At 64.4% G+C, this 21,433-nt stretch carries 16 protein-coding genes and 1 pseudogene; 6 read left to right on the top strand and 11 right to left on the bottom strand.

Annotated features, from left to right (window positions below):
• Positions 1–157 precede the first annotated feature (157 nt).
• From ACCQ07_RS10450 to ACCQ07_RS10475, 6 genes are all read right to left on the bottom strand, one after another.
• Positions 158–769 carry a response regulator transcription factor gene (locus ACCQ07_RS10450; protein ID WP_372364071.1) on the bottom strand — a complete coding sequence of 204 codons (612 nt, stop codon included), beginning with the start codon at positions 767–769 and terminating at the stop codon, positions 158–160.
• A complete protein-coding gene (locus tag ACCQ07_RS10455) occupies positions 766–1,788 on the bottom strand; it encodes a sensor histidine kinase (protein ID WP_029819413.1) in 1,023 nt (340 codons plus the stop codon). Before ACCQ07_RS10455 ends, ACCQ07_RS10450 begins: the two co-directional genes overlap by 4 nt.
• 118 nt (positions 1,789–1,906) lie before the next feature.
• Positions 1,907–3,397 (bottom strand): efflux transporter outer membrane subunit, encoded by a 1,491-nt coding sequence (locus ACCQ07_RS10460; protein ID WP_071118038.1) that lies wholly within the window; start codon positions 3,395–3,397, stop codon positions 1,907–1,909.
• A complete protein-coding gene (locus ACCQ07_RS10465; protein WP_136732479.1) occupies positions 3,394–6,486 on the bottom strand; it encodes an efflux RND transporter permease subunit in 3,093 nt (1,030 codons plus the stop codon). The genes ACCQ07_RS10460 and ACCQ07_RS10465 overlap by 4 nt, the downstream gene beginning before the upstream one ends.
• A complete protein-coding gene (locus ACCQ07_RS10470; RefSeq protein ID WP_127168144.1) occupies positions 6,479–7,594 on the bottom strand; it encodes an efflux RND transporter periplasmic adaptor subunit in 1,116 nt (371 codons plus the stop codon). Before ACCQ07_RS10470 ends, ACCQ07_RS10465 begins: the two co-directional genes overlap by 8 nt.
• A gap of 487 nt (positions 7,595–8,081) precedes the next feature.
• Complete coding sequence (locus ACCQ07_RS10475) at positions 8,082–10,817, bottom strand: S8 family serine peptidase (RefSeq protein WP_372364075.1); 2,736 nt, start codon at positions 10,815–10,817, stop codon at positions 8,082–8,084.
• 1,102 nt (positions 10,818–11,919) lie between these two features.
• Here ACCQ07_RS10475 and ACCQ07_RS10480 point away from each other — a divergent pair.
• The 3 genes from ACCQ07_RS10480 to ACCQ07_RS10490 all read left to right on the top strand — a co-directional run bounded on the left by ACCQ07_RS10480 (position 11,920) and on the right by ACCQ07_RS10490 (position 14,122).
• Positions 11,920–12,183, top strand: coding sequence for a hypothetical protein (locus ACCQ07_RS10480; RefSeq protein WP_184421834.1), 264 nt, complete (start codon positions 11,920–11,922; stop codon positions 12,181–12,183).
• Between the two features lie 215 nt (positions 12,184–12,398).
• Positions 12,399–13,421, top strand: a complete 1,023-nt coding sequence (locus ACCQ07_RS10485; RefSeq protein ID WP_184422047.1) for a sensor histidine kinase — start codon at positions 12,399–12,401, stop codon at positions 13,419–13,421.
• Positions 13,418–14,122, top strand: a complete 705-nt coding sequence (locus ACCQ07_RS10490; protein WP_122272810.1) for a LytR/AlgR family response regulator transcription factor — start codon at positions 13,418–13,420, stop codon at positions 14,120–14,122. Before ACCQ07_RS10485 ends, ACCQ07_RS10490 begins: the two co-directional genes overlap by 4 nt.
• A gap of 144 nt (positions 14,123–14,266) precedes the next feature.
• Here the strand turns inward: ACCQ07_RS10490 and ACCQ07_RS10495 are convergent, their stop codons facing one another.
• Entirely contained in the window at positions 14,267–15,640 is a 1,374-nt protein-coding gene (locus ACCQ07_RS10495) for a serine hydrolase domain-containing protein (RefSeq protein ID WP_372364082.1), read from the bottom strand.
• 393 nt (positions 15,641–16,033) lie between these two features.
• On the opposite strand from ACCQ07_RS10495, the gene ACCQ07_RS10500 reads away from it, so the two are divergent.
• From ACCQ07_RS10500 to ACCQ07_RS10510, 3 genes are all read left to right on the top strand, one after another.
• Complete coding sequence (locus tag ACCQ07_RS10500) at positions 16,034–16,450, top strand: hypothetical protein (protein WP_011347345.1); 417 nt, start codon at positions 16,034–16,036, stop codon at positions 16,448–16,450.
• Complete coding sequence (locus ACCQ07_RS10505; protein ID WP_008571937.1) at positions 16,447–17,760, top strand: PQQ-dependent sugar dehydrogenase; 1,314 nt, start codon at positions 16,447–16,449, stop codon at positions 17,758–17,760. Before ACCQ07_RS10500 ends, ACCQ07_RS10505 begins: the two co-directional genes overlap by 4 nt.
• A gap of 243 nt (positions 17,761–18,003) precedes the next feature.
• A complete protein-coding gene (locus ACCQ07_RS10510; RefSeq protein WP_277575085.1) occupies positions 18,004–19,038 on the top strand; it encodes a Gfo/Idh/MocA family protein in 1,035 nt (344 codons plus the stop codon).
• A gap of 317 nt (positions 19,039–19,355) precedes the next feature.
• Here ACCQ07_RS10510 and ACCQ07_RS10515 read toward each other — a convergent pair whose 3' ends face one another.
• The 4 genes and pseudogenes from ACCQ07_RS10515 to ACCQ07_RS10530 form a co-directional block, all read right to left on the bottom strand.
• Complete coding sequence (locus ACCQ07_RS10515; RefSeq protein ID WP_029819423.1) at positions 19,356–19,634, bottom strand: hypothetical protein; 279 nt, start codon at positions 19,632–19,634, stop codon at positions 19,356–19,358.
• Positions 19,635–19,768: 134 nt separating this feature from the next.
• Positions 19,769–19,936 (bottom strand): annotated as a pseudogene (locus tag ACCQ07_RS10520) (DedA family protein); the annotation flags it as partial.
• 27 nt (positions 19,937–19,963) lie between these two features.
• Positions 19,964–20,926, bottom strand: coding sequence for a hypothetical protein (locus tag ACCQ07_RS10525; RefSeq protein ID WP_372364083.1), 963 nt, complete (start codon positions 20,924–20,926; stop codon positions 19,964–19,966).
• 126 nt (positions 20,927–21,052) lie between these two features.
• Entirely contained in the window at positions 21,053–21,403 is a 351-nt protein-coding gene (locus tag ACCQ07_RS10530; protein WP_234703040.1) for a hypothetical protein, read from the bottom strand.
• Positions 21,404–21,433 lie beyond the last annotated feature (30 nt).

Genomic DNA, 21,433 nt, shown 5'->3' on the forward strand with positions numbered 1-21,433 from the left:
TGCATGACATCGAGAGCCGAAAAAGCGCTGCGTGGGTGCTGCGTCATGGCGCTGTCATCCTGGAGCACGCAGGCCGTCATGGCGGCTGGATGCCCGCCGATGGCGCGTGCGCGGGCAGCTAGCACAGCACGCCTGCGCACCGGTCACACAGCGCGCATCACAGCCCGATGCGTTCGGCCAGGCGCACCAGTTCGGCCAGCGAGCCAGCCTGCATCTTGCGCATGGCCTGGCCACGCCGCACTTTCACGGTGATCTCGCTCAGGTGCAGGCGCGCGGCGATCTGCTTGTTCAACAGACCTTGCACCACCAATCGCGTGACATCCTGCTCGCCGCTACTCAGCGACTCCCAACGTGCACGCAATTGCGCGGCCACCGCCTCGCTCTGGCGGCGCGCACGGTCACGCCGGATGCCGTCCTGAATGGCATCCAGCAGGGCCTGATCGCGGAACGGTTTGGTCAGGAATTCGATCGCGCCGTTCTTCATCGCCTCCACGCTCATCGCGATATCGCCATGGCCGGTAATGAAGATGGTGGGCAGGGCAACGCCGGATTCGACCATGCGCCGATGGAACTCCATCCCGCTCTGGCCCGGCATGCGAATGTCCAGCACCAGGCAGGCGGGTGCCTCGTGCAACCGGTACGCGAGGAATTGATCGGTGGAACCGAACGCGTAGACCTGCAAGCCGACCGAGGCGAACAGATCCTCCAGTGCAGCGCGCATCGAGGCATCGTCGTCGATGAGATACACCACCGGGGCCGGCTCGCTCATGGCCTGCGCTCCGTCGCGACCAGGGGCAGACGCAGGCCGAAGCGCGCGCCGCGTACACCGGCCGGCTCGGCCCAGATCTGCCCGCCGTTGGCTTCCATGATGGTGCGGCTGATGCTCAAGCCAATGCCCATGCCATCGTCCTTGGTGCTCCAGAATGCTTCGAATACATGCGCCAGTGCGTCATCGGACAAGCCTGGGCCGGTGTCGTCGATGCACAGGCATGCCCACCCACCATCGGTGTGCGAGCGTACATGGATGCTGCGCGCCTCGTCCGGCAAGGTCGCCAGTGCCTCCACGGCGTTGAGCAACAGATTGCCGATGACCTGCTGGATCTGTACGCCATCGGCCAGCACCGCGGGCAGGGCAGGGTCCAGCTCCAGCGACAGCGCGATGCCATGGCGCTCGGTTTCGCCACGGGTGAGGGCAATCATGTCGAGCACGGTGCGGTTCAAATCCAGCGGCTGGCGTTGGCTGGCTTCGCCACGCGCCAATGCACGCATGCGCGCGATGATGGCGCTGGCGCGGCCGGCGTCGGCGAGCATGCGCTCCAGTGCTGCATCGGCCTTGGCCAGGTTGGGCGGTTGCTGCGCCAGCCAGCGCTGGCAGGCATTGCCACTGGTCACGATGGCGGCCAAGGGTTGATTGACTTCGTGGGCGATCGATGCGGCTAGCCCGCCCATGCTGCCGCTGCGGGTGAGCCGCAACAGCCGTGCCTGTGCGGCATGTGCGCTCGCCTTGGCCGCTTCCATCTGCACCGCCAGATAGGTGGTGACCGCCACCACCACCGCACTGATGCAGGAGTTGATCACGCCCACGCGGTAGCTGCCGGCCGGGGTGAGATGGAAGCTGAGCACGATCAGCGCCAGGCAGGTGGCCGCCAGCAGCACTACGCCCGTGCGCGTCAGCAGGCGTACCGACAGCAGCACCACCAACGTATAGAACAAGGCTGCCGCCACCGCATAGTCGGTGAAGGTATCGGCCACGAAGATCGCCGCCATGCCCGCCACCAGCCCGACCATGCCGAGCAGGTCGGTACGCGTGGGTGGCGAGCGGAAGAGAGAGGTCATGCGCATGGCGGCGATTGTCTCAGCTGGCGCCGCCGCCGTTACACAACCGGCGCTGGCTGCGGTGCGTGATTCATGGAGCCGCGGGCTTGGGCGTCCGGGCCGCTGGCGACCACCACGGCCCGCCACCCAGGGCCTGATACAGCGCCACGGTGTCGGTGTAGCGGGCGGCTTGTGCCTGGACCGTGGCGGCCTGCGTGCTTTGGTAGGCCTGCTGCGCCTGCAGCAGATCTGCCATGCCCACCGCACCGACCGCCTGTTGACGTTGCACCAGCGCCAGCGTGCGCTCCGCAAGGGCCTGCGCATCGGCACAGGCGCGCAGGTTCTGCGCGTCGCTCTGCAGCGCGGTGAGCGCGTTGGAAACCTCGCCAAATGCGTTCAGCACCACGCTGCGGTATTGCGCCATGGCCTGCGCGTAGCCAGCTTCGGCCGCCCGTTGCTGATGCGCAAGCGCGCCGCCATGGAACAGCGGTTGCAGCAGGCTGCCGGCCACCGACCATTGTGTATTGCCGGCCGCGAACATGCGCCCGACACTGGAAGCAGAGCCGCCGCCGGCCGCACTCAAGGTAATGGATGGCAAGCGCGCAGCGGCCGCCACGCCGATCAATGCGCTGGCAGCATGCGCCTGCGCTTCGGCGGCGCGGATGTCCGGGCGGCGATCGACCAACCGCGAGGGCAGCGATAACGGCAATTGCGCCGGTAATTGCAGCGTGTCCAGCGTAAATGCCGCACCCGCACCCGCAGCGTCGCCAGGCAACTGCCCGCCCAGAATCGCGAGCAGGGTCCGTTGCTGTTCCAGCTGTTTTTCCAGCCCCGGCACCGCGGCCTGCGCCTGTGCCAGCGCCGTGCGTTGGGCCAGCACCTGCGCTGCACCGAGGGCGCCAAGCGCCTGCTGGCGTTCGGTGAGCGTGCAGAGCTGCTCGGCGATGGCGACCTGCGCGCGCGCAGCCTCCAGCTGCGCGCGCACGGCCGCCTCGCCAATGGCCGCGTTCACCACGTTGGCGGTGAGGCTCAGGTACGCCGCATCGCGCTGATCGCGCTGGGCCTGTGCTTGCGCACCGGCCGCTTCCACTTGCCGCCGCGTACCGCCAAAGACGTCCAGCGTGTAGCTGACGCTGAGTTGGGCGGTGCGTAGCGCATACGGTGTGTCGATGCCGGCATCTGGCGCCGGCACCACCGAATCGCGTTGCCGGCTGGCATCCACATGCAGATCCGCTTGCGGTAGCCAGGCACCGCGTTGTGCAGCCAGCGTCTGCTGCGCCTGCCGGAGCGCTGCGTCGGCGGCCTGCAGGTCCGGATTGGCACGTAAGGCCCGCTCCACCACAGCATTGAGTTGCGGCGAGCCGAAGGCGCGCCACCAGGCGGCCGGCACGTCCTGCCCGGGCTCGAACTGCTGCGCACCACCATGTGCTGCGTCGGCGGCCACGGTCGTTGCCGGTAACGCATTGGCGGTATAGCGATCGGCATCAGGTGGAGCGGGGCGCTGAAAGTCCGGTCCCACTGCGCAGGCGGCGAGCGATACCGCCACGGCACTGGCGAGCAATGCGTTGCGAACGTCGGTCATGCGGTCGTCTCCGGGCGGCCCTGGCGCGTTGCGACGAAGGCTTCCATCAGGTAGTACAGCGATGGCAACAACACCAAGGTGAGCACCGTGGCGGTGACCAAGCCGCCAACCACCACGGTGGCCAACGGGCGCTGCACATCGCTGCCCAGGCCAGTGGCGAGCATTGCCGGTGCCAGGCCAAGCGCTGCCACCGTCGCGGTCATCAGCACCGGACGCATGCGGCTCACCGCACCGGCCACCACCGCCTCGCGCAAGGACATGCCCACGTCCTGGCGCAGCCGGTTGATCTGCGCGAGCATCAGCACCGCGTTCAGGACCGCCACCCCGAACAGGGCGATGAAACCTACCGCGCTGGAGACATTGAGGGTCATCCCGCGCAGGTGCAATGCAGCCAACCCGCCGATCATGGCCAGCGGCACGGCGGCAAGCACCAATGTCGGCTGGCGCAGGTTGCCGAATGCGCCAAACAGCAACACGAACATGATGCACAACGTGGTTGGCAGCACCACCAGCAAGCGCGCCTGGGCACGCTGCAGGTTCTCGAACTGGCCACCCCACACCAGCTGCATGTGCTGCGGGTCGAGGTGCACTTGCCGCGCGAGCGTGGCCTGCGCATCGCTCAGGAAACTGGACAGGTCGCGGCCGCGCACGTTGAGCCGCACGATGATGTTGCGCCGGCCCATCTCGCGCACGATCACGCTCTGGCCACTGGTGGTGATGATGCTGGCCACCGCCGAGAGCGGTATCTCGGCGCCGGCAGCGGTGCGCAGGCGCAACGCGCCGATGGCCTGCGGATCGTTGCGATACCGTTGCGGAAAGCGCACGGTGAGGTCGTAGCTCTTCTCGCCGATGTACATCTGCCCGATCGGGCTGCCGCCGATGCCGGTGGAAATCAGATCCGACACATCGGCCGCATTGATGCCATAGCGTGCTGCCGCCGCGCGGTCGAAACGTACCTGCAGGTTGGGCAGGGGCGGCTCTACATCCACGGCGATGTCCGCAGCGCCCGGCACCTTGTGCAAGGTTGCAGCCACCTGGTCGGCAACGCCGCGAACCTGCTGCAGATCGTCGCCGAACACCTTCACGGTCAGATCGCTGTGCGCGCCGGAGAGCTTGTCCTGCACGCCGTCGATCATCGGCTGCATCATGCTCACCGTGTAACCGGGCATCCGTGCATAACGTGCGCCGAGCGCAGCGATCAATGCCTGCTTGTCCATGCCGGCCGACCAGTCTTTGTAGGGACGCAGGCCAACGCTCGCTTCGATATGCGAAGGCGTCCAGTAGTCGGTGCCATCGTCGTTGCGCCCGGTCTGGGTCACCACGTACGAAACCTCGGGAAATTCCAGCGTGGCCTTGCGCAAGGCATTGGCCATGGTGGCGGCCTTGTCCAGAGTGATGCCTGGCGGCATCTGCACCTGCAGCCACAGCGATCCTTCGTCGATATACGGCAGGAAGTCGCGGCCGATGCTGCCCCCCAACACCGCCAGCACGCACAGGGCCAGCGCCGCGCAAGCCAGCAGCCAGCCGCGTCGGCCCACGCTGCGTTCCAGCAATGCGCGGTAGCGCTGCCCCAGTGTTTCCAGCACGCGGTTGTGCATCATCTTGCGCGGCTTGCGAAACGCCAGCCACGCCAGGCCAGGAATCAGTGTCAGCGCCACTAGCAGCGCACCGATCAAGGCCGCGCCCACCGCATAGGCCATCGGCGAAAACAGCTTGTATTCGATGCGTTCGAACGCCAGCAGCGGCAGGTACGCACAGCCGATCACGGCCATGCCGAAAAAGATCGGCCGCGCCACCTGCAGGGTGGCGTCGATCGCATCGCGCGCCGTCAATGCACGCTGGCTGTTTTCTTCGCGCAGGCGCAAGACGTTTTCCACCAGCACCACCGCGCCATCGACCAGGATGCCGAAGTCGATCGCGCCCAACGACAGCAGATTGGCCGGAATCTTGAGGTGGTGCATGAAGATGAAGGCGATCAGCAACGACAGCGGGATGGTCAGCGACACGATCGCCGCCGCACGCGGGCTACCCAGGAAGATCAACAGCACCACGCACACCAGCAGCATGCCTTCGGTCAGCGTGGCGCTCACCGTATGCAGCGTGGCGTCGATCAACGCGGTCCGATCCAGGTACGGCACCACCTTGACGTCCCTGGGCAGCACGCCGTTGTTGAGCTCCTCCACGGCGCTGTGGATGCCTTGCAAGGCCACCGACGGGTTGCTGTCCTTGAGCAGCAACGCGATGCCTTCGATCGTGTCCGGGTTGCCGTCCTTGCCCAGAATGCCGCGTCGCTCGACATTGTCGTAGCGCACCTGGCCCAGGTCCTTGACCAGGACCGGTACGCCATTGCTGCTGCTCACCACCACATTGCCGATGTCCTGCAACGAATGCAGCAGGCCGATGCCGCGGATCACGTAACTTTGTTCGCCACGATCCATCACGCTGCCGCCGCCATCGGCGTTGTTGCTGGTGATGGCGCTCTTGACCTGCTGCAACGACACCCCGTACCGGGTCAGGCGGTCCGGCTCCAGCGCCAGCGAAAACTGCGTGGTAAGGCCGCCGAAATTGGTCACATCGGCCACGCCTGGCACTTTCTGCAGGCGCGGAATCACCGTCCAGAATTGCAGGTCCGACAGCTCGCGCAGGCTGCGTGTTTTCGATTCCAGCGTATAGCGATAAATCTCGCCGGTGGGCGAGGTGTATGGGTCGAGCCCGGGAATTGCGCCATAGGGCAGGGTGACCGCCTGGATGCGTTCCAGCACACGCTGGCGCGCGAAGTAGCCTTCCGTCCCATCGTCGAAGACCAGCGTGATCAAGGAAAGGGCGAACAGGCTGCGCGAGCGCAACACATGCAGGCCGGGCGTGCCCATCAACGCACGTTCCAGCGGCACGGTGATCTGCTGTTCCACTTCTTCTGCACCCAGGCCCGGGACCTGCGTGACCACCTGCGAGGTGACATCGGCGATGTCCGGGTAAGCCTCCACCGGCAGCTGCGTCCAGCTCCATGTGCCGTATAACGCAATGAGTACGAAGACCAGCCAGACGATGCCGCGACGCTGGAAGCAGGTGGTGATGATCGCCTCAATCATTGAGCAAGGCTCCGTCCTTGATCACCACACGCTCGCCGGCCTTCAAGCCGGACAGGATTTCGGTATAGCCCTCCATTGCGCGGCCGGTGGCCACGATGCGCGAGCGATAAGCGAACGGCGCGGTTTCGACAAACACCCGCGTGTACAGTCCCATCTGCAAGAGCGCACTATCGGGCACCACCAATGCCTGTTGCGGGCGCGACTGGAATTGGGCGCGCGCAAACATGCCCGGCTTGAGCAGGCCGTCGCGGTTATTCAAGGCCACCCTGACTTTCAACGTGCGGGTGGCGGGGTCGAGCAAATCGTCCAGGTGTTGCACGTGGCCGACGAAGCGTTGGCCAGGATAGGCATCCAGGCTGGCAGTGACCGGCTGACCTTCGAAGACCTGGCCAATCTCGCGTTCCGGCACGCTGGCGGTGAGCCACACCTGCGAGATATCGGCCACCGTCATCAGTGACGCCGACGTGTCGTTCCAGAAGCCGCCCAGCGCAGCGCTCAGCTCCGCCACGCGGCCGGCAATGGGCGCACGCACGACATAGCGCCGGTGCGATCTCGCCTGCGTAGCCACACCCAGCTGGGCCAGGCGATCGCTGGCCGCCCGTGCATCGTTCTGCGCGCTGTCGAAGGCCTGCTGCGCCGCCTGCAGATCGCGTGCAGCGGAAATGCTGTCCGCTGCCAGCGCCTTCTGCCGGGCAAGTTCCAGGCGCGCCTGTTCCAGCGTGGCGCGCGTCTTGCCGGCATCGCTGTAGGCACTGGCGAGTTCGGCAGAATCCAGCACGCACAGCACATCGCCCGCATGCACGGTGTCGCCCAGGGTCTTGGGCAGTGCGACCACGCGCCCGGCCAACGGCGGCACGACGCGCACCAGGCGCTCGGGCAGCACGTCGATCACCGCCGGCATCTGCAGCAGCGGGGCGATGGGTTGGCTGCGCACCGCCTGCACGCGCAGGCTGGCACGCAGGGGCGAGTGCGCCGGCACCATCACCTGCGTGTTGGTGTGGATCAGCAGCGGCGAGGGAGCAGCCGGCGGCGGCGTGGCTCCGCAGCCGGCCAGCAAGCTGCACACACAGGCAGCTGCCAGCGTAGAACGCAGGAAGGGGGACGACATGCGATGACTCGTACGGGGAGAGGGAAGGCGTTGCACCCGCAGCCTGCGATGCGCGAACGCAGGCCGCGGTTGCATCGGCGATGGATCTACGCGCGCTGCCGGCAGCGGCGTACATCGGCATCGCCTGGCACCCATGGCGCATCGCCACAGGTGTGAGTTGTGCGCCAGCCATCCGGGCCGGCGCAGTTGCAACGCGTGCTGCAGCCGCGTCGATGGCGTGCATGGTGCCAGCCGTCAGCGCGCGAAACCAGGGGTTTTCGGGCGTTTTCGCCAGTCCATGGACATCGCATCGATATACTTTCGTATCGTCTGCGCGGGGCCGGCACGCAAGACGCCGTGTCAGCCAAGCGCTTGGCGGTTTCGCCATTGGCACGCGGCCGTCAACGAAAAGGCCCCGGACATGCCGGGGCCTTCTTTTATCTGTCACGCAGCAGTGTGCGTGACATCGTCACGTGCATCGCCTGCAGCACCGCTGCATCGGCTGCAATCAGAACTGCCAGCGCAGACCGATGTTGGCGTTGATGCTGTTGGTGTCCGAACGAGCGCGCTCGGCACCCACGTTGCAGTAGATGGAGAACGCATCGTTGAGCTGGTAACGCAGGCCAACCGAGGCGCGCAGCGACTGCTTGGACACCGGCTCGCCGGCGACAGTGAAACGCGCTTCCGGCAGGCCGGTGAACCACGCCGAGAAGTCGGCATCCGGGTTGCCCAGCAGCGAGCGATACGCCACCAGACCATCGAAGCTCCAGTTGCCGCGCGCCAGATGGCCACGCACACCCACCTCGCCGTACCCTGCGCGCAGGGTGTCGCTGTTCGCGCTCAGGCCCAGGCCCGTCACCGAGGCTTCGCTGAAGGCATCCTGGGTCTGGCTCACCACACCGGCGGCCACGAACGGCGACAACCCGGCATGCGGCATCAGGCCGATTTCCGCGCGCGCCGACCAGTTGGTGTCGTGGCGACGGTCCTGCAAGCGCTCGCCGATGCTGCCGGCCTGCACGTTGCGTTCGGTCTGGACGTTGCTCATGCCGTACGAACCGATCGCCGACAGATACGCCTGGCCGATCGGCTGGTACAGGTACGCGGTCATCGCATACCGGTCCGAGCGCAGACGGCTCGAAGACGCGGCGATGTGCGCACGGTCCTGACCGGAGGTCACGGCCGCACCGACGATGGTGCCGCCGCTGCCCATCGGCAGATCCACGCCGAAGGTGGTGGCCTGCTGGGTGTAATCGGCCGAAGCGAAACCGCTACGGCCCAGATTGCCGTCCAGGTAGCTGCCCTGCATCCAGGTGGTCAACGTGGTGGTGTCGGCCAGGTAGGGCAGGCGGTCGGCGGCCACACGTGCGTCGTTGAGCGCGGACTGGAAGCCCAGCGTGCGCTCGATGCCGTGTACCTGGCCGGTCAGGGTCGGCAGCGACGCGGCAACCTGCGCATCGGATGCTGCAATCAGCGAACCGGTGGCGCTGATCAGGCCACCCAGGTTGTCGGTGTCGCCCGAGGCGACTCGGGTATCGAGCACCTTGACCAGCGCGTCGGCCTGGTTGGCACCGTTGACCACCGACTGCGGTGCACCGGCCGCCTGTGCGCTGGCCGCGGAGGCATTGCGGGTCAGGGTTGCGGTGACGGTGGTCGGGTCGTAGGACAGTGCCGCGGTCCAGAAGAAATTGTTGGCGTACTGCACGCGGTCGAACGTGCCTTGCAGGACGCCGGCCTTGACGATCTTCTCGGTACTGCCGACGGTGTAGCCGGCCGCTTCCGGCAGCAACAGCAGATTGCCCTTCAAGCTGGCCCGGCCGGTGACGGTGAGGCCCTTGCCCAACTCGAGCGCGGTGGTGCCGGTGTTGTTGACCAGGCTGTAGTTGCCGTTGATCACACCGCCGCGCGATTCGAACGTGGCCGAGTTCAACACGATCACATCCGAACGCAGGCTGCCGGACAGTGTGAGCACGCCGTCGCTAATGCTGGTGCCGCCGGTATAGCTGTTATTGCCGCTCAGGGTGAGCTTGCCGGCCCCGTTCTTGGTCAGGCTGCCCGCGCCGGAGATGTCGTTGCTGAAGGTGCTGTCGTAGCCGGCGGTCACATTGGCCGCCCAGTTGCTTGCGAACTGGCCCGGGCCCTTGATCGCCTTGGCCGCATTGACCAGGCCCCAGCCGTACAGCGCGTCCACGCCCGGGTCGCCCAGGTCGGTGGCGGTGGTCAGCAGGGTTTGCTGCAGGTTGGAAGCGCTCATCCACGGATACACGCCCAGCACCTGCGCGGCGACACCGCTGACGGCGGCGGTGGAGAACGAGGTGCCGGCAATCTGGCCCTGCAATTCGGTGCCGGCCAGGGCCGGGGCGGTGTAGCTGCCCGGCGCGACCAGGCACCACTGCGCGGCGGCGCCGCAGTGATTGGAATAGCTGGTCAAGCCGGCGGCGTTGCCGGCGCTATCGATGTTGATCGCACCGACGGCCAGCCAGTTGTTGCGCACACTGGCTTCCTGCACCGGCGTTGCCGCCGGGTAGGAAGCTTCTGCCGCGCCTTCATTGCCGGTGGATGCCACGATCAGCGCATCGGCCTGCACCAACGGGGTCAGTGCGTATTTCCAGGCCAGCGCAGCGTTGGCACTGGAGGCGGCATCGGGGTAGGAGGCACCGATGGAGAGATTGGCGATCCGCACGCCAGCCGCGGCCAGGTCCACCGCCGCACGACGGGTCTGCTGCGTGCCGCAGGAATTTTCGGCGCAGATGCGCGCATAGAACAGGTCTGCATCCGGCGCGACACCACCGGCGAAGCCGTCCTGCGCGGAGCCCAGCACCAGCGCAGACACAATCGTTCCGTGGCCGCGCAAGGCATTGGCCGACGACTCGGGCGTGCCTGGGCTGGCGGTGTAATCGTTGAAGCTGTCGACCTTGCCGCTGATCGGTGCGTAGCTGGGCACCAGGTTGTCGTCCAGCACGGCCAGCTTCACGCCCTGGCCCCGCGCGCCCGCCTGCTGCGCCAGATCCGCGTTGGTCGGCACCAGCAGATTGCTGCCCACGCCCTGATAGCGTGGCGGGGCCGGCGTCGGCGCGGGCGTGGTCTTGGGCAGCGGGTCCGCTGCCGGCGGCGGGGTCGTCGGTGTCGGCGCGATCACCGTGGTCTGCGGTGCGTCGCTACGCACGTTGCCGCCACCGCCACCGCCGCCACAGGCGGTCAGGACGAGGCAGGAGGCGATGGTGGTTGCCAGTAGCGAGCGATTCATTGGTTGGTCGGTTCCAGTTATTGAGTGCGCCGCTACTGCTGGTGATTCAAATTTGGCGCAGAAGGACCCCGCGCCGGCGATCGCCAGCGAAGGCATTAATTTCACGCGTTATTCATTTCTCGACCGCTGCGCCTCTTCCCCACGAGTGCGCCCGCGGAGCATCTGAAAAATACGTTTCGTATTACTCAGTGCTTGCGAGATTGTTTAACGGCGCTATCTGAGATCTCTGAAATCTGAATGGACAGTTGCTATTCAGAGAAAAATCGCCCAAATAGGATTTGCCGATTTAATCCATAGCCAGAACGAATTAGAGGCGCATTAGCAGGTGAGCCTGCAGATTATTGTCGGAGCGTACTCAACAATAATACGTCACAAATCTCGCGGGGCGACAATCCTAAATGCGACTGCGGTCTTCGTGAATCAGGGAATCGCATCCGCCTTGTCGGTGAAATCACTACGCTGGGTAGCGAATTCAAGCGCGAGTTAGCGGATCTAACGGGCTCTAGCACAGGACGTTCGTGGCCGGACTGATACTGGCAAAATTATACTAATTTGCTCATTTCCTCTTGCCGATTAATTGAATATATTCCCGGGAATATAATAAATAAGGTCAGGCGCGAACCTCCATTGTGCGTAATCCTGCACTTCAGATGGGTCAAATTCACTAGTTCGGCACCTTGCTTAAAGATCGGGCAGCAATTTCGAATAAATCTCGCAGCCAGGTCGTTGATCTTTCAGACGGGGGCGCAGCTGAATGGCGCGTGTTTTTTTCCTGTGTGTGGATTTAAATTCCGACACGCGCAGCTGCATTCCCCGACGGCAGGCCGGGTCAAACGCCAGCGATGACGCTTACCGTCATGGGCCGGGAGCGCATCGCCTGCCGCTGCGCGGCTGCGTCCGGTGTCGCCGTGCGGTGCACGCTAGCGGCCAGGTTCTGCCAGGCCCCATCGCGGTTCCGCATCACACAAGGCCGATCGCCGCGCAACGCCACCTGTGCCGGCGACAGGTTTGGCGATGCTCGCTGCAGCGCAGACTGCGATCGTGTAAACGGTTCAAGGTGTGCTGCTGCCGCGCTGACCGATCGTCGCTATGCTCGCTGGGGATGAGCACCACATCGCCCGAGGATCTGCTGACGATGGAAGGCACGCTGCATGGCATTGCCTATGCCGTGGTGGCCCGTCAGCTAGAGCGCCAGCGCGTGGTACTGGACACCTTGCAGGTAGGCGGGCAGTCGGTTCCGTTGACGGGCTCTCCCACCTTCGGTTCGCTGCAGGCTGCAGTGGACATCGGGAGCAAACTGGCCCGGCAATACATCGGCGAACTGCTGAAGAAGCAAACGCGCCCGCCCGGCAACGCACGGGGCTAGCGCGCAGACGCCAGCACACGGCGGCTACGTTGTCGCCCGGTGCGATGCAGCGATGCAGCGAGAAAGCATCGGCGGTCATCCACATCGTGCAATCGCCTTCACTCGGCCCTATTCTCTGCCCGGGCATCGGTGGCAACGCGTCGCTGGCATGCCGGACGGAGATGAGGCTGCGTGACAGAGGCAAGGAAAGACCCGGCATGCGCGGAGTAGGGCGCATGTTCTGGCTGATGCAGGCATTGGGCTGGTCGCTGTTCCTGGCGATTGCCTACGTGGCTCGGCCTAGCGAGGAAGCGGTGCCCGATGGGCTGCAGCTGGCCGCAGTGGCTGGCTTCAGCGTGGGCGGGTTGCTGGGTAGCCTGCTGCTGCGCCGGCTCTATCGAACACTGCAAGCCGATGGCTACGGCGAAGTGCGTTGGCTGGGCCTGTTGCTGGTTGCCAGCCTGCTGGCGGCGCTGGGCGTGGATGTGGCGGTCCACGGCGTACTGCTGGGCTTGCGCGGATTCTCGCCGGGGTTGATGGCGCTGTCCGAGGCGCAGCCGATGATCGCGGGCACGGCCCTGCTATGGCCGGCCTACATCGCCTGGAGCCTGCTCTACCTGTCGATCAGCAGACAGACGCGGCTAGCCGAAGCGACTCGCCACCAGAACGATCTGCGGCTGGCGCTCAAGGAGGCGCAGTTGCAACGTCTGCTCGGCCATATCAGCCCGCATTTCACCTTCAACACGCTCAACAATATTCGAGCGCTCATCCTCATCGATCCAGAGCTGGCACGCGAACAGATCACCCGCTTCGCCAGCACGCTGCGCTACCAGTTCACCGGCGGCGAAGAAGCCCTGGTGACCGTGGACGAAGAAATGGCGGTCGTGCGCGACTATCTGGGCTTGGTCGGCATGCAACTCGGCAAGCGCCTGCGCTATGCCGAACACGTGGATGCAGCCGCATTGCTGCGACGGGTACCACGATTCTGCGTGCAGCTGCTGGTGGAAAACGCGATCAAGCACGGTCTGGGGCTCAGCAGCAGCGTCGGCGATCTGCAGGTAGGCATTGCCGTGCAGGATGATGCGCTGCATATCCATGTGCGTAACAGCGGGCAATTGCAAGCCGGCGGCAGCGGCGGCACGGGCCTGGCGAACCTGCGGCAACGCCTGCAACTCTCGTTCGGATCACATGCCGGCCTGCAATTACATGAAGAAGGCACGTGTGTGGTGGCACATGTATGGATTGGAGAGGGCGCGTGATTGAAGCGGTGATCGTGGAAGATTCGGAGCTGGCCCGCTTCGAACTGGAGCATCAGCTCAAGGGTTACCCGCAGCTGCGTGTGCTGGGCCATGCCGATGATGTGGACAGTGCAGTGCAGTTGATCGAATCGGCTACGCCGGACGTGGTCTTTCTGGATATCGACCTTCCCGGTGGCAACGCGTTCGATGTGCTGGAGCGCCTGAGTCGGGTACCGCGCATCATCTTCACCACCGCCTTCGACGCGCATGCGCTCAAGGCGTTCGGCTACAACACGGTGGACTACCTGCTCAAGCCAATCGAACCGCAGCGGCTTGCCCAGGCAATCGAGAAACTAGGCGACGCGGTTGCCGCCCCACCGGTGCGGCGTGCGATGGACAGCGCCATCTTCATCAAGGACGGCGAGCACTGCTTCCTGGTCAAGCCGCGCGATGTGCGGTTGATCGAGGCGGTCGGCAACTACAGCCGGGTGTACTTCCAGAACCACGCGCCACTGCTGTATCGGCCGCTCAGGGCGATTGAAACGCAGCTGGCGCCGGACAAATTCTTCCGCGCCAGCCGCAAGTACATCGTCAATCTGGACTTCGTGGAGCAGGTTGCACCGTGGAGCAACGGCGGCCTGATGCTGACCCTGCGCGGTGGGCTGGAAGTGGAAGTGTCCCGCCGCCAGAGCGCACGCTTCAGAGAGCTGCTCAGCCTTTAGCTTTCGGCGGTTTCTGGGTGGCTGGCAACGTGGGGGCAATTTGCCAGATCAGTGCCGATGGCGCACGCGAGCCACGGGGCATGGGTGTGGCATATGCCGACTCTGTGCACCGATTCCGCCGGAGGGCAGCCGCGCAGCCGCTTGTCAGTTGCCCCCGATCGGTTCGCGGGTGCCGCTGCTGTCACCCATCAAGCGGTCGTGCATGGTCATGACTGCGTTGCCATTGCCGTCGTTGTTGAAGCTCAACGCATCCAGGCTCTCGCCCAGGTAGTAACGGCCGTCGGCATGCGGCAGCACGGCAACCGGGTCTTCTCCCTCGCGCTGCAGTTGCAGCGCGCCGTCCACTTCCGCAAGCACGCGTACATCATCTGCAGCAAAGCGATAACGGCCCAGCCATGCGCGGTCCTGGCTGCGCAGCGCGACCGTCGCCGCATAGGCATGCCCGGCGGCGATGGCGGCCAGACGCACGCTCAGGTTGGTCGGATCCAGGAACTCGGCATTGGTCAACACGGTCACGAAGACGTCCGGCTGCGTCACCCGCACCACATAGCTGTTGAAGCCGTTGATGAAGCCGCCATGCTCCACGTCGGCCATGCCGTTTACCTGGCCGATGATCCAGCCGAAGCCGTAGGGCGAGGCGCTGCCATCGGCCAACGTGGTCGTGCGCATCGCCTGCGCCAGCAGCGATGCCGACACCGGCAAGCCGTCGCGCAATGCGCGGTGCCAGATCGCCAGATCGTCCACCGTGCTGATCAGACCGCCCGCGCCTTGCGGCTGCGACATGCTGATGAAGTCCGCGTTCTGTAACTGGCCCTGAGCGCGGCGATAGCCGTGCGCGCGTTTGGCGATCACGGTGAGATGGTCATCGTAGCGGGTATGCAGCATGCCCAGCGGCTGGAACAGCGACTGCTGCATATAGACCGGGTAGGGCTGAGCGGTGATGCGTTCGATCAGATAGGTCAGCACGATGTAGTTGGAGTTGCTGTAGCGAAAGCGCGTGCCCGCAGCAAACTCCAGCGGCAGGTCCTTGAAATAGTTCATCAGGCTCCGCGCATCGGTGTCTTCCCGTCGCGCGGCGCGCGAGGCAGCGATGCTGCTGACATTCTTGATGCCGGAGGTATGCGTGAGCAGCTGCTGCACGGTGACTTTGGCGAGCGGGCCGCTCAGCGCCGGGCCCACTGACTCCAGGCAGGTATCCAGTTGCAGCTTGCCCGCCTGCACCAGTTGCAGTACCGCCATGGCGGTGAACTGCTTGCTGACCGAAGCCAGCCGCATTGCCGCGTCCGGTTGCATGGTCACGCCATTTTCGATGTCCGCCATGCCGTAGGCCTGGCGCAGCAGCACCTGATCGCCGCGCGTCACCAGCACCACGCCGCCCGGCTGGCTGTCCTTGAAAAACGCAGCGGCCTCGCGCGCCAATTCGGCCGTGGCTGACGCCGGCGGTGTGGTTCCCGTCGCGCGGGCCGTGCCGGCCATGCTCAGCGCGGTAGCCAGCAGCATCATCGCAATTGTCTTCATACACCTGCTCCTTCAGTGGATGGAGCGCAGCTTGGAAGCGGAGCCGTGCATCGCCCAGCGATGCATGACGTGCGGTCGAGACAGGCATCGAACGGTCGACGGAGCGGGTGAGCGGGAGCCGTAAGTGACGGTCTGCGCTGCACGTGGCCCGGCATCGTGTGGGGTCAGGGCGTGGGCGCTATGGATGCGGTGGCACCTCCCAGGCAGCCCGGCAGCAGGCTGCCCAGGGATCGAACGCGACAATAGATGCAGCCTGCGTGCGTTCGAAAGGCACCAGGCAGCGCGAGCTTCGGTTATCCGCACGGGCACGAATTGCGCGAATATCACGCTGCTCATCACATGCAAGCTGTCAGCATCGGGGCACGTTTCGCCATTGCCCCCAATGAGTCCGCTATGAATTCAACGACCGTTCCGGCCCGTCCATGGGCCGTCCACCCGTTCCACGCAGCCGTGCTCGGCGGTGTGTGGCCGCTGTTTCTCGGCGCCTTGCTCAGCGATTACGCCTACTGGAGCAGCTACCAGATCCAGTGGAGCAACTTCGCATCCTGGTTGCTGGTAGGCGCGATGGTGTTGACCACGATTGCGTTGGTGTGCGCCATCGTCGCGCTGGTGCGCGGAAGCCGTAACCTGATCTACATCATTGCGCTCATTGCTACGTGGATCGTGGGCTTTTTCGATGCCTTGCATCACGCCCGCGACGCATGGGCCGTCATGCCGGCAGCCCTGGCGCTGTCCGCGATTGCGACGTTGTTCGCATTGGTTGCGACCTGGGCAGGATTGTCCGGTCTGCGCGTAGGAGGTGCACGATGAAGCGTCAGACCACCAGTCTCATCACCGTCTCCATTCTTGCTGCAGCGCTGGCCGCATGCGGCAAAGCACCGGAGGTCAGTCAGCGCGGCGCAACCCCGGAACTGCCGGAGCCGGACCGCGGCTTGCTGCCCGACATGAAGATTGCCGAGCCAACCGCCTGGAACGAGCGCAAGCCCACCGTGCCGGCAGGCTATCGCATCACCGCGATCGCCAAGGATCTTGGCATTCCGCGCCAGACACTGGTGCTGCCCAATGGCGACATCCTGGTGGCAGAAGGCCGTGGTGGCGGCGCGCCAAACCTCAAGCCAAAGGATGTCATTGCCGGCGCGATCAAGGCCAAGGGCACCTCCAAGGCCAAGAGCGGCAATCGCCTGACCTTGTTGCGCGATGCTGATGGCGATGGCACCTACGAACTGAAAACGGTGTTTGCCGACAAACTCAACGCGCCCTACGGGCTGGCGCTGATTGGCGAGGCGCTGTACGTAGCGAACCAGGATGCGTTGGTACGCTTCGAGTATCGGCAGGGCCAGACCCAGGCGAGCGGGGCGCCCACCAAGGTGACCGACCTGCCGTCGGCCATCAATCATCATTGGACCAAGGCGCTCACAGCCAGCGCGGATGGCCGCTATCTGTATGTGGCCATCGGCTCCAACAGCAACATCACCGAACGTGGCATGGCCGTCGAGCTCGACCGCGCGCAGATCTGGCAGGTGGATGCCGCAACCGGCGCGCACAAGCCGTACGCGACCGGTATCCGCAATCCCACGGCGCTGGCCATCCAGCCGGGTAGCGGTGCGTTGTGGGCAGTGGTCAACGAGCGCGATGAAATCGGCCCCAACCTGGTGCCGGACTACCTCACCTCGGTACGCGAAGGCGGTTTCTATGGTTGGCCGTACAGCTATTGGGGCAAGAACGTGGACGCGCGCGTCATGCCGCAAGATCCGCAGAAGGTGGCATCGGCGATCGTGCCGGACTATGCCCTGGGTTCGCATGTCGCCGCACTTGGCGTTGCGTTTTCTTCCAGCGCAATGGGCGCCAAGTTCGCCGATGGCGTCTTCGTCGGCGAGCACGGTAGCTGGAACCGAAATCCGCCGGTTGGCTACAAGGTCGTGTTCGTGCCGTTCCGCAACGGTCGACCAGCAGGCGACCCAATCGACTTCGTGTCCGGCTTCCATGGCGAAGATGGCAAGACCCGCGGCCGGCCGGTGGGTGTCACGGTCGACCCGCGTGGTGCATTGATCGTTGCCGATGATCTGGCCAACATCGTCTGGCGCGTCACACCAGACGCCGCGGCCGCTGCGCCCCAGTAGGCAGGACCAGCCGCGCAGTGACGATCCCGGTGTTGCACGCTCCGGTATCGTCGCTGCAGTCGGCGGTGCTGATTGCTGCTTCCAATGGGGCGCGATGTCGATTGCGTGCACTGTCATGCCATGAAGACTTCGCGCTCACTCAGGTGTCGATGCCCTGCAAGCGACGCATCCTGGGGAGCATATTCGTTGACATCGTCGGTGCTTTGCTAGCATCACCACACCACCGATGCAGAGCACATCCTCATGCTGCCGACCACATTCCCGACGCCGGACCTGTTCTTGCCAGGCCAGGGCGAACCGGCATTGCGCTGGGGCGTGCTGGGTCCCGGCAAGATCGCATCCGCATTCGTCGATGCCTTGCGTCGCAATACCCGCCAATGTCCATTCGCGGTGGCCTCGCGCAGCCGCGAACGTGCCCAGACGTTCGCCGATACCTGGGCGATGGAACACGCCTGTGACAGCTATGAGGCGCTCGTCCATCACCCGGACGTCGACATCGTCTACATTGCGACCCCGCACAGCGAACATCTGGAACATGGCCTGCTCGCACTTCGTGCGGGCAAGCATGTCCTGATCGAAAAGCCCATGACCACCTGCGCGCAGGATGCCCGCATCCTGGTGCAGGAAGCGCGTAGGCGCGGACTGTTCCTGATGGAGGCCATGTGGAGCCGTTATCTTCCACACACCTCGGTAGTGCGCAAGCTACTGGCCGATGGAGCGTTGGGCGATGTCCGCCACGTGTTCGCAGACCTGAGTCAAGCGGGGCCTCGCGATCCACTGCATCGGCAACGCAATGCTTCACTCGGGGGCGGGGCGTTGCTCGACCTGGGCGTCTATACCGTGCAGTTCTCCTCGATGGTGTTGGGCGCACCTAGCGCAATCACGGCCGTGGGCGCGCTCACCCAGACCGGCGTCGATGCCTATTCGACCGTGGTGCTGTCGCATGGCGGGCACGCGCAATCCACCCTGGTCAGTTCCATCGTGGCCCGTAGCAGCTCCACCGCCTATGTCACCGGTAGCGCCGGCCGTATCGATCTGGCAGGCGATTTCCATAACCCGACCACGCTGCGTCTGGTCGGCAACGGCGACGCCATCGAACCGTTGCTCTGGACCGACCCCACCGGTGTTGACGGCTATCGCGCGCTCTCCTGGCAAGCCACTGCAGCTGCTCGCTACATCGGCCAGGGATTGATGGAATCGCCGCTGCATCCGCTCGACGAAGTCATTCAGATCATGACGACTTTGGACGTGGCGCGCTCGCAGCTAGGGATGGTGTAGGACCGCGCCACCCGGTACGACGCGCGGGCAGGGCGGACATCCATCCAGGAAGAATCTGCTCTTGGAGGACTGCAGGCAGAGGATCGCAGCACGTACCTCTGGTCAATGGCCGCGCATTCTCTGCACGCATGCATTGGCCATTTCAGCCAAGAACATTGTAGAACGGCCTGTGATTGTCCTGGTGGCGACGAGAAAGCGTCTGGCGCATGTCACGCATTTCAAGATCATGAAAAAGGCGCCCCCACTACAGCAGGGGCGCCAGTCCAGTTGCACGTTGCAGTGAGTCAATATTGCGGTGCAAGCAATCGAAACCGAACTTACTGCGGCAGATCGCACTTGAGTTTGCCGTCGACGTAATACGGCTTGGGAACATCCGGATTCTTGCTGGTCTTCTCGAACACCACTTCAAATGAGCCAAGATCCGGCGTGCCGTTGCGCGATGTGCAGGCTTCCTGCAATTTCTTCTTCACCGCCGCGATGCCTGCATCGCGATTGGCGCCTTCGGCGCTGTTGGTCAGGTTGGCAACTTCGGCGTAGGCCATCGAGCTTAGCCCCATCAGGCAACCAGCCAGGATCATCGTCTGTAGCTGCTTCATACAATCTCCTTTGTCGTGTCGCTCATGCGCTGCAGCTACCCTGCAGCGCCGACAGCATAGGCGGTTCGCGTTAAGCGCTCGTGGGCACTGGAATCTGGCGCTTTCGGGTCAGCAGCATCAGCAACGGCAGGCAGTCATCGCGCAACCGCAAGCGTCGCCCATGCAACCACGGCATAGCGTGCGGTCTTGGCAATGACCAGCAGAGGCACCACCGCACGCAGCGACTCGCGCATGAGCCCAGCGGCGAGCGTGAACGGGTCGCCGATGACCGGCATCCAGCTCAGCAGCAGCGGCCATTTGCCATCTCCTAAGTTAGATGGGTCAAAGCCTCACGGCCGCTCTAACTTCATGAGGAGCGCATTTGCCTCGGCCATGCGCGCTTGGACCGATGTCGAGGCGAGTGGGTCGAACCGCGCAACGACATTGCCGGAGCTGTCGCGTATCCAGATCGTTAATCCGACACCGAAACTCTGCGATAGCTCGCGCCAGGCGATAAGCTCCGCAAAGTCTTCGCCTGCCGAAGCGGTGGAGTACAACGACACAAATGGAGATTCGGCCAGAGCCCGATAAAGCATTGGTGCCTGTGACAGGGGCTGAGCTGGTTTGCGCCGGTAGACGGAGGACGCAAGCGGGCCGCGATCGAGTGGAGCGGCCAAGCTGCGGTAGTCGGTCCATATCTCGCGGAAAGGGCCGCCGTCGGCGGTGATCTTCAAGGTGCTGTCGACGACGTGAGTTGCTTCGTGCAGCAGCAGATACTCCAGAGCAGGAACCGCACCTGCATCCAGTTGAATGCGATATCCCGACGCGTCTGTAGTGAAGAGGCGGGCATCCTTGCCGGTGAGAAAGTCGCTGAGCGAGGTGTCGAGGACATCTCCACGCAAGGTAATCTCGAAGAGCGGTTTGCCATCGGCGCCGTCGTACTCGCGTGTCAATGCCGTACCCGGGCTCCAGGGCGCATCAACGAAGCTCAGTCGCGCCAGACGCTGTTGCAGGATCTGACGGTGCAACGCAGGCAATGCGTCAATCGCGCGTTCGACCAAGGCCCACTCGCGGTCGCTTAGCTGATGCACCTGTGCGCGCTGATCGTTACCAGAGAAGGCGCTCAGGCTGTCTTCGTGTGCAGGCTGGACCCGCGCGCGCAAGGACGTGCTGGACAGATCGACGTCCGCCTTCGGTGGCGTACCCGAGACCGGCGCGGGTGCGCCAGCCCAACCGACATTCGCACACATCAATAAAGACGCCAACAGGCAACCTGCCAATGGGCCAGACGTGTATTTCGGCAAATCAGACATGAGAGGCACCCGACAGAGACGGTGTTGCATCCGTATGTAGCGGACAAGTGATGTAGTGCCCGTGGATCGTAGCCTAGGCGGCACGAGGTGGGGTCGTATGGCACCTATGCACGCATCCGATTGAAGCTATCTGCCCCGCAATAGTGCACTGATCATCTTGATGCCCAGTTCCATATCCGCTTGCCTGCATGCAGGCAAGCGGACATTGCGCAGCGTGATCAGCGTCTTCGCCGCCATGCCATGACGCATGCTCGCATCGTGCCGCCTGCTCGCACGGTCCAACCACGGCGCGTGCCAGGCGTGTCCATCGCGAAAATATGCCAGCGATTCGCTGTGCGCAAGATCCGACTCCCGTCGAAGGCTGCGCGGACTGCGATTACCTGAACGAATGCGTGGCCGTGGGGATTCCCTCGCCGCTTGACGCAATGCGCAGCGGCTGGCCAGCGATTGGATGCCGCGCGGAAGAAGCCAGCGCATTCGAGTGCTCCGCCGGCGTGCACTGTGTTT

Origin of the sequence: Xanthomonas sp. NCPPB 3583, from assembly GCF_041475715.2 — a bacterium.
Classification (GTDB): Bacteria; Pseudomonadota; Gammaproteobacteria; order Xanthomonadales; family Xanthomonadaceae; genus Xanthomonas; species Xanthomonas euvesicatoria.

Excerpts from the sequence above, each read along its gene's own strand:
- ACCQ07_RS10455 (WP_029819413.1), bottom strand. The coding sequence starts at position 1,788 with ATGGTCGGGCTGGTGGCGGGCATGGCGGCGATCTTCGTGGCCGATACC.
- ACCQ07_RS10510 (WP_277575085.1), top strand. The coding sequence starts at position 18,004 with ATGCTGCCGACCACATTCCCGACGCCGGACCTGTTCTTGCCAGGCCAG.
- ACCQ07_RS10450 (WP_372364071.1), bottom strand. The coding sequence starts at position 769 with ATGAGCGAGCCGGCCCCGGTGGTGTATCTCATCGACGACGATGCCTCG.
- ACCQ07_RS10505 (WP_008571937.1), top strand. The coding sequence starts at position 16,447 with ATGAAGCGTCAGACCACCAGTCTCATCACCGTCTCCATTCTTGCTGCA.
- ACCQ07_RS10470 (WP_127168144.1), bottom strand. The coding sequence starts at position 7,594 with ATGTCGTCCCCCTTCCTGCGTTCTACGCTGGCAGCTGCCTGTGTGTGC.
- ACCQ07_RS10515 (WP_029819423.1), bottom strand. The coding sequence starts at position 19,634 with ATGAAGCAGCTACAGACGATGATCCTGGCTGGTTGCCTGATGGGGCTA.
- ACCQ07_RS10485 (WP_184422047.1), top strand. The coding sequence starts at position 12,399 with ATGTTCTGGCTGATGCAGGCATTGGGCTGGTCGCTGTTCCTGGCGATT.
- ACCQ07_RS10525 (WP_372364083.1), bottom strand. The coding sequence starts at position 20,926 with ATGTCTGATTTGCCGAAATACACGTCTGGCCCATTGGCAGGTTGCCTG.
- ACCQ07_RS10480 (WP_184421834.1), top strand. The coding sequence starts at position 11,920 with ATGAGCACCACATCGCCCGAGGATCTGCTGACGATGGAAGGCACGCTG.
- ACCQ07_RS10530 (WP_234703040.1), bottom strand. The coding sequence starts at position 21,403 with ATGCGCTGGCTTCTTCCGCGCGGCATCCAATCGCTGGCCAGCCGCTGC.
- ACCQ07_RS10475 (WP_372364075.1), bottom strand. The coding sequence starts at position 10,817 with ATGAATCGCTCGCTACTGGCAACCACCATCGCCTCCTGCCTCGTCCTG.
- ACCQ07_RS10495 (WP_372364082.1), bottom strand. The coding sequence starts at position 15,640 with ATGAAGACAATTGCGATGATGCTGCTGGCTACCGCGCTGAGCATGGCC.
- ACCQ07_RS10465 (WP_136732479.1), bottom strand. The coding sequence starts at position 6,486 with ATGATTGAGGCGATCATCACCACCTGCTTCCAGCGTCGCGGCATCGTC.
- ACCQ07_RS10500 (WP_011347345.1), top strand. The coding sequence starts at position 16,034 with ATGAATTCAACGACCGTTCCGGCCCGTCCATGGGCCGTCCACCCGTTC.
- ACCQ07_RS10460 (WP_071118038.1), bottom strand. The coding sequence starts at position 3,397 with ATGACCGACGTTCGCAACGCATTGCTCGCCAGTGCCGTGGCGGTATCG.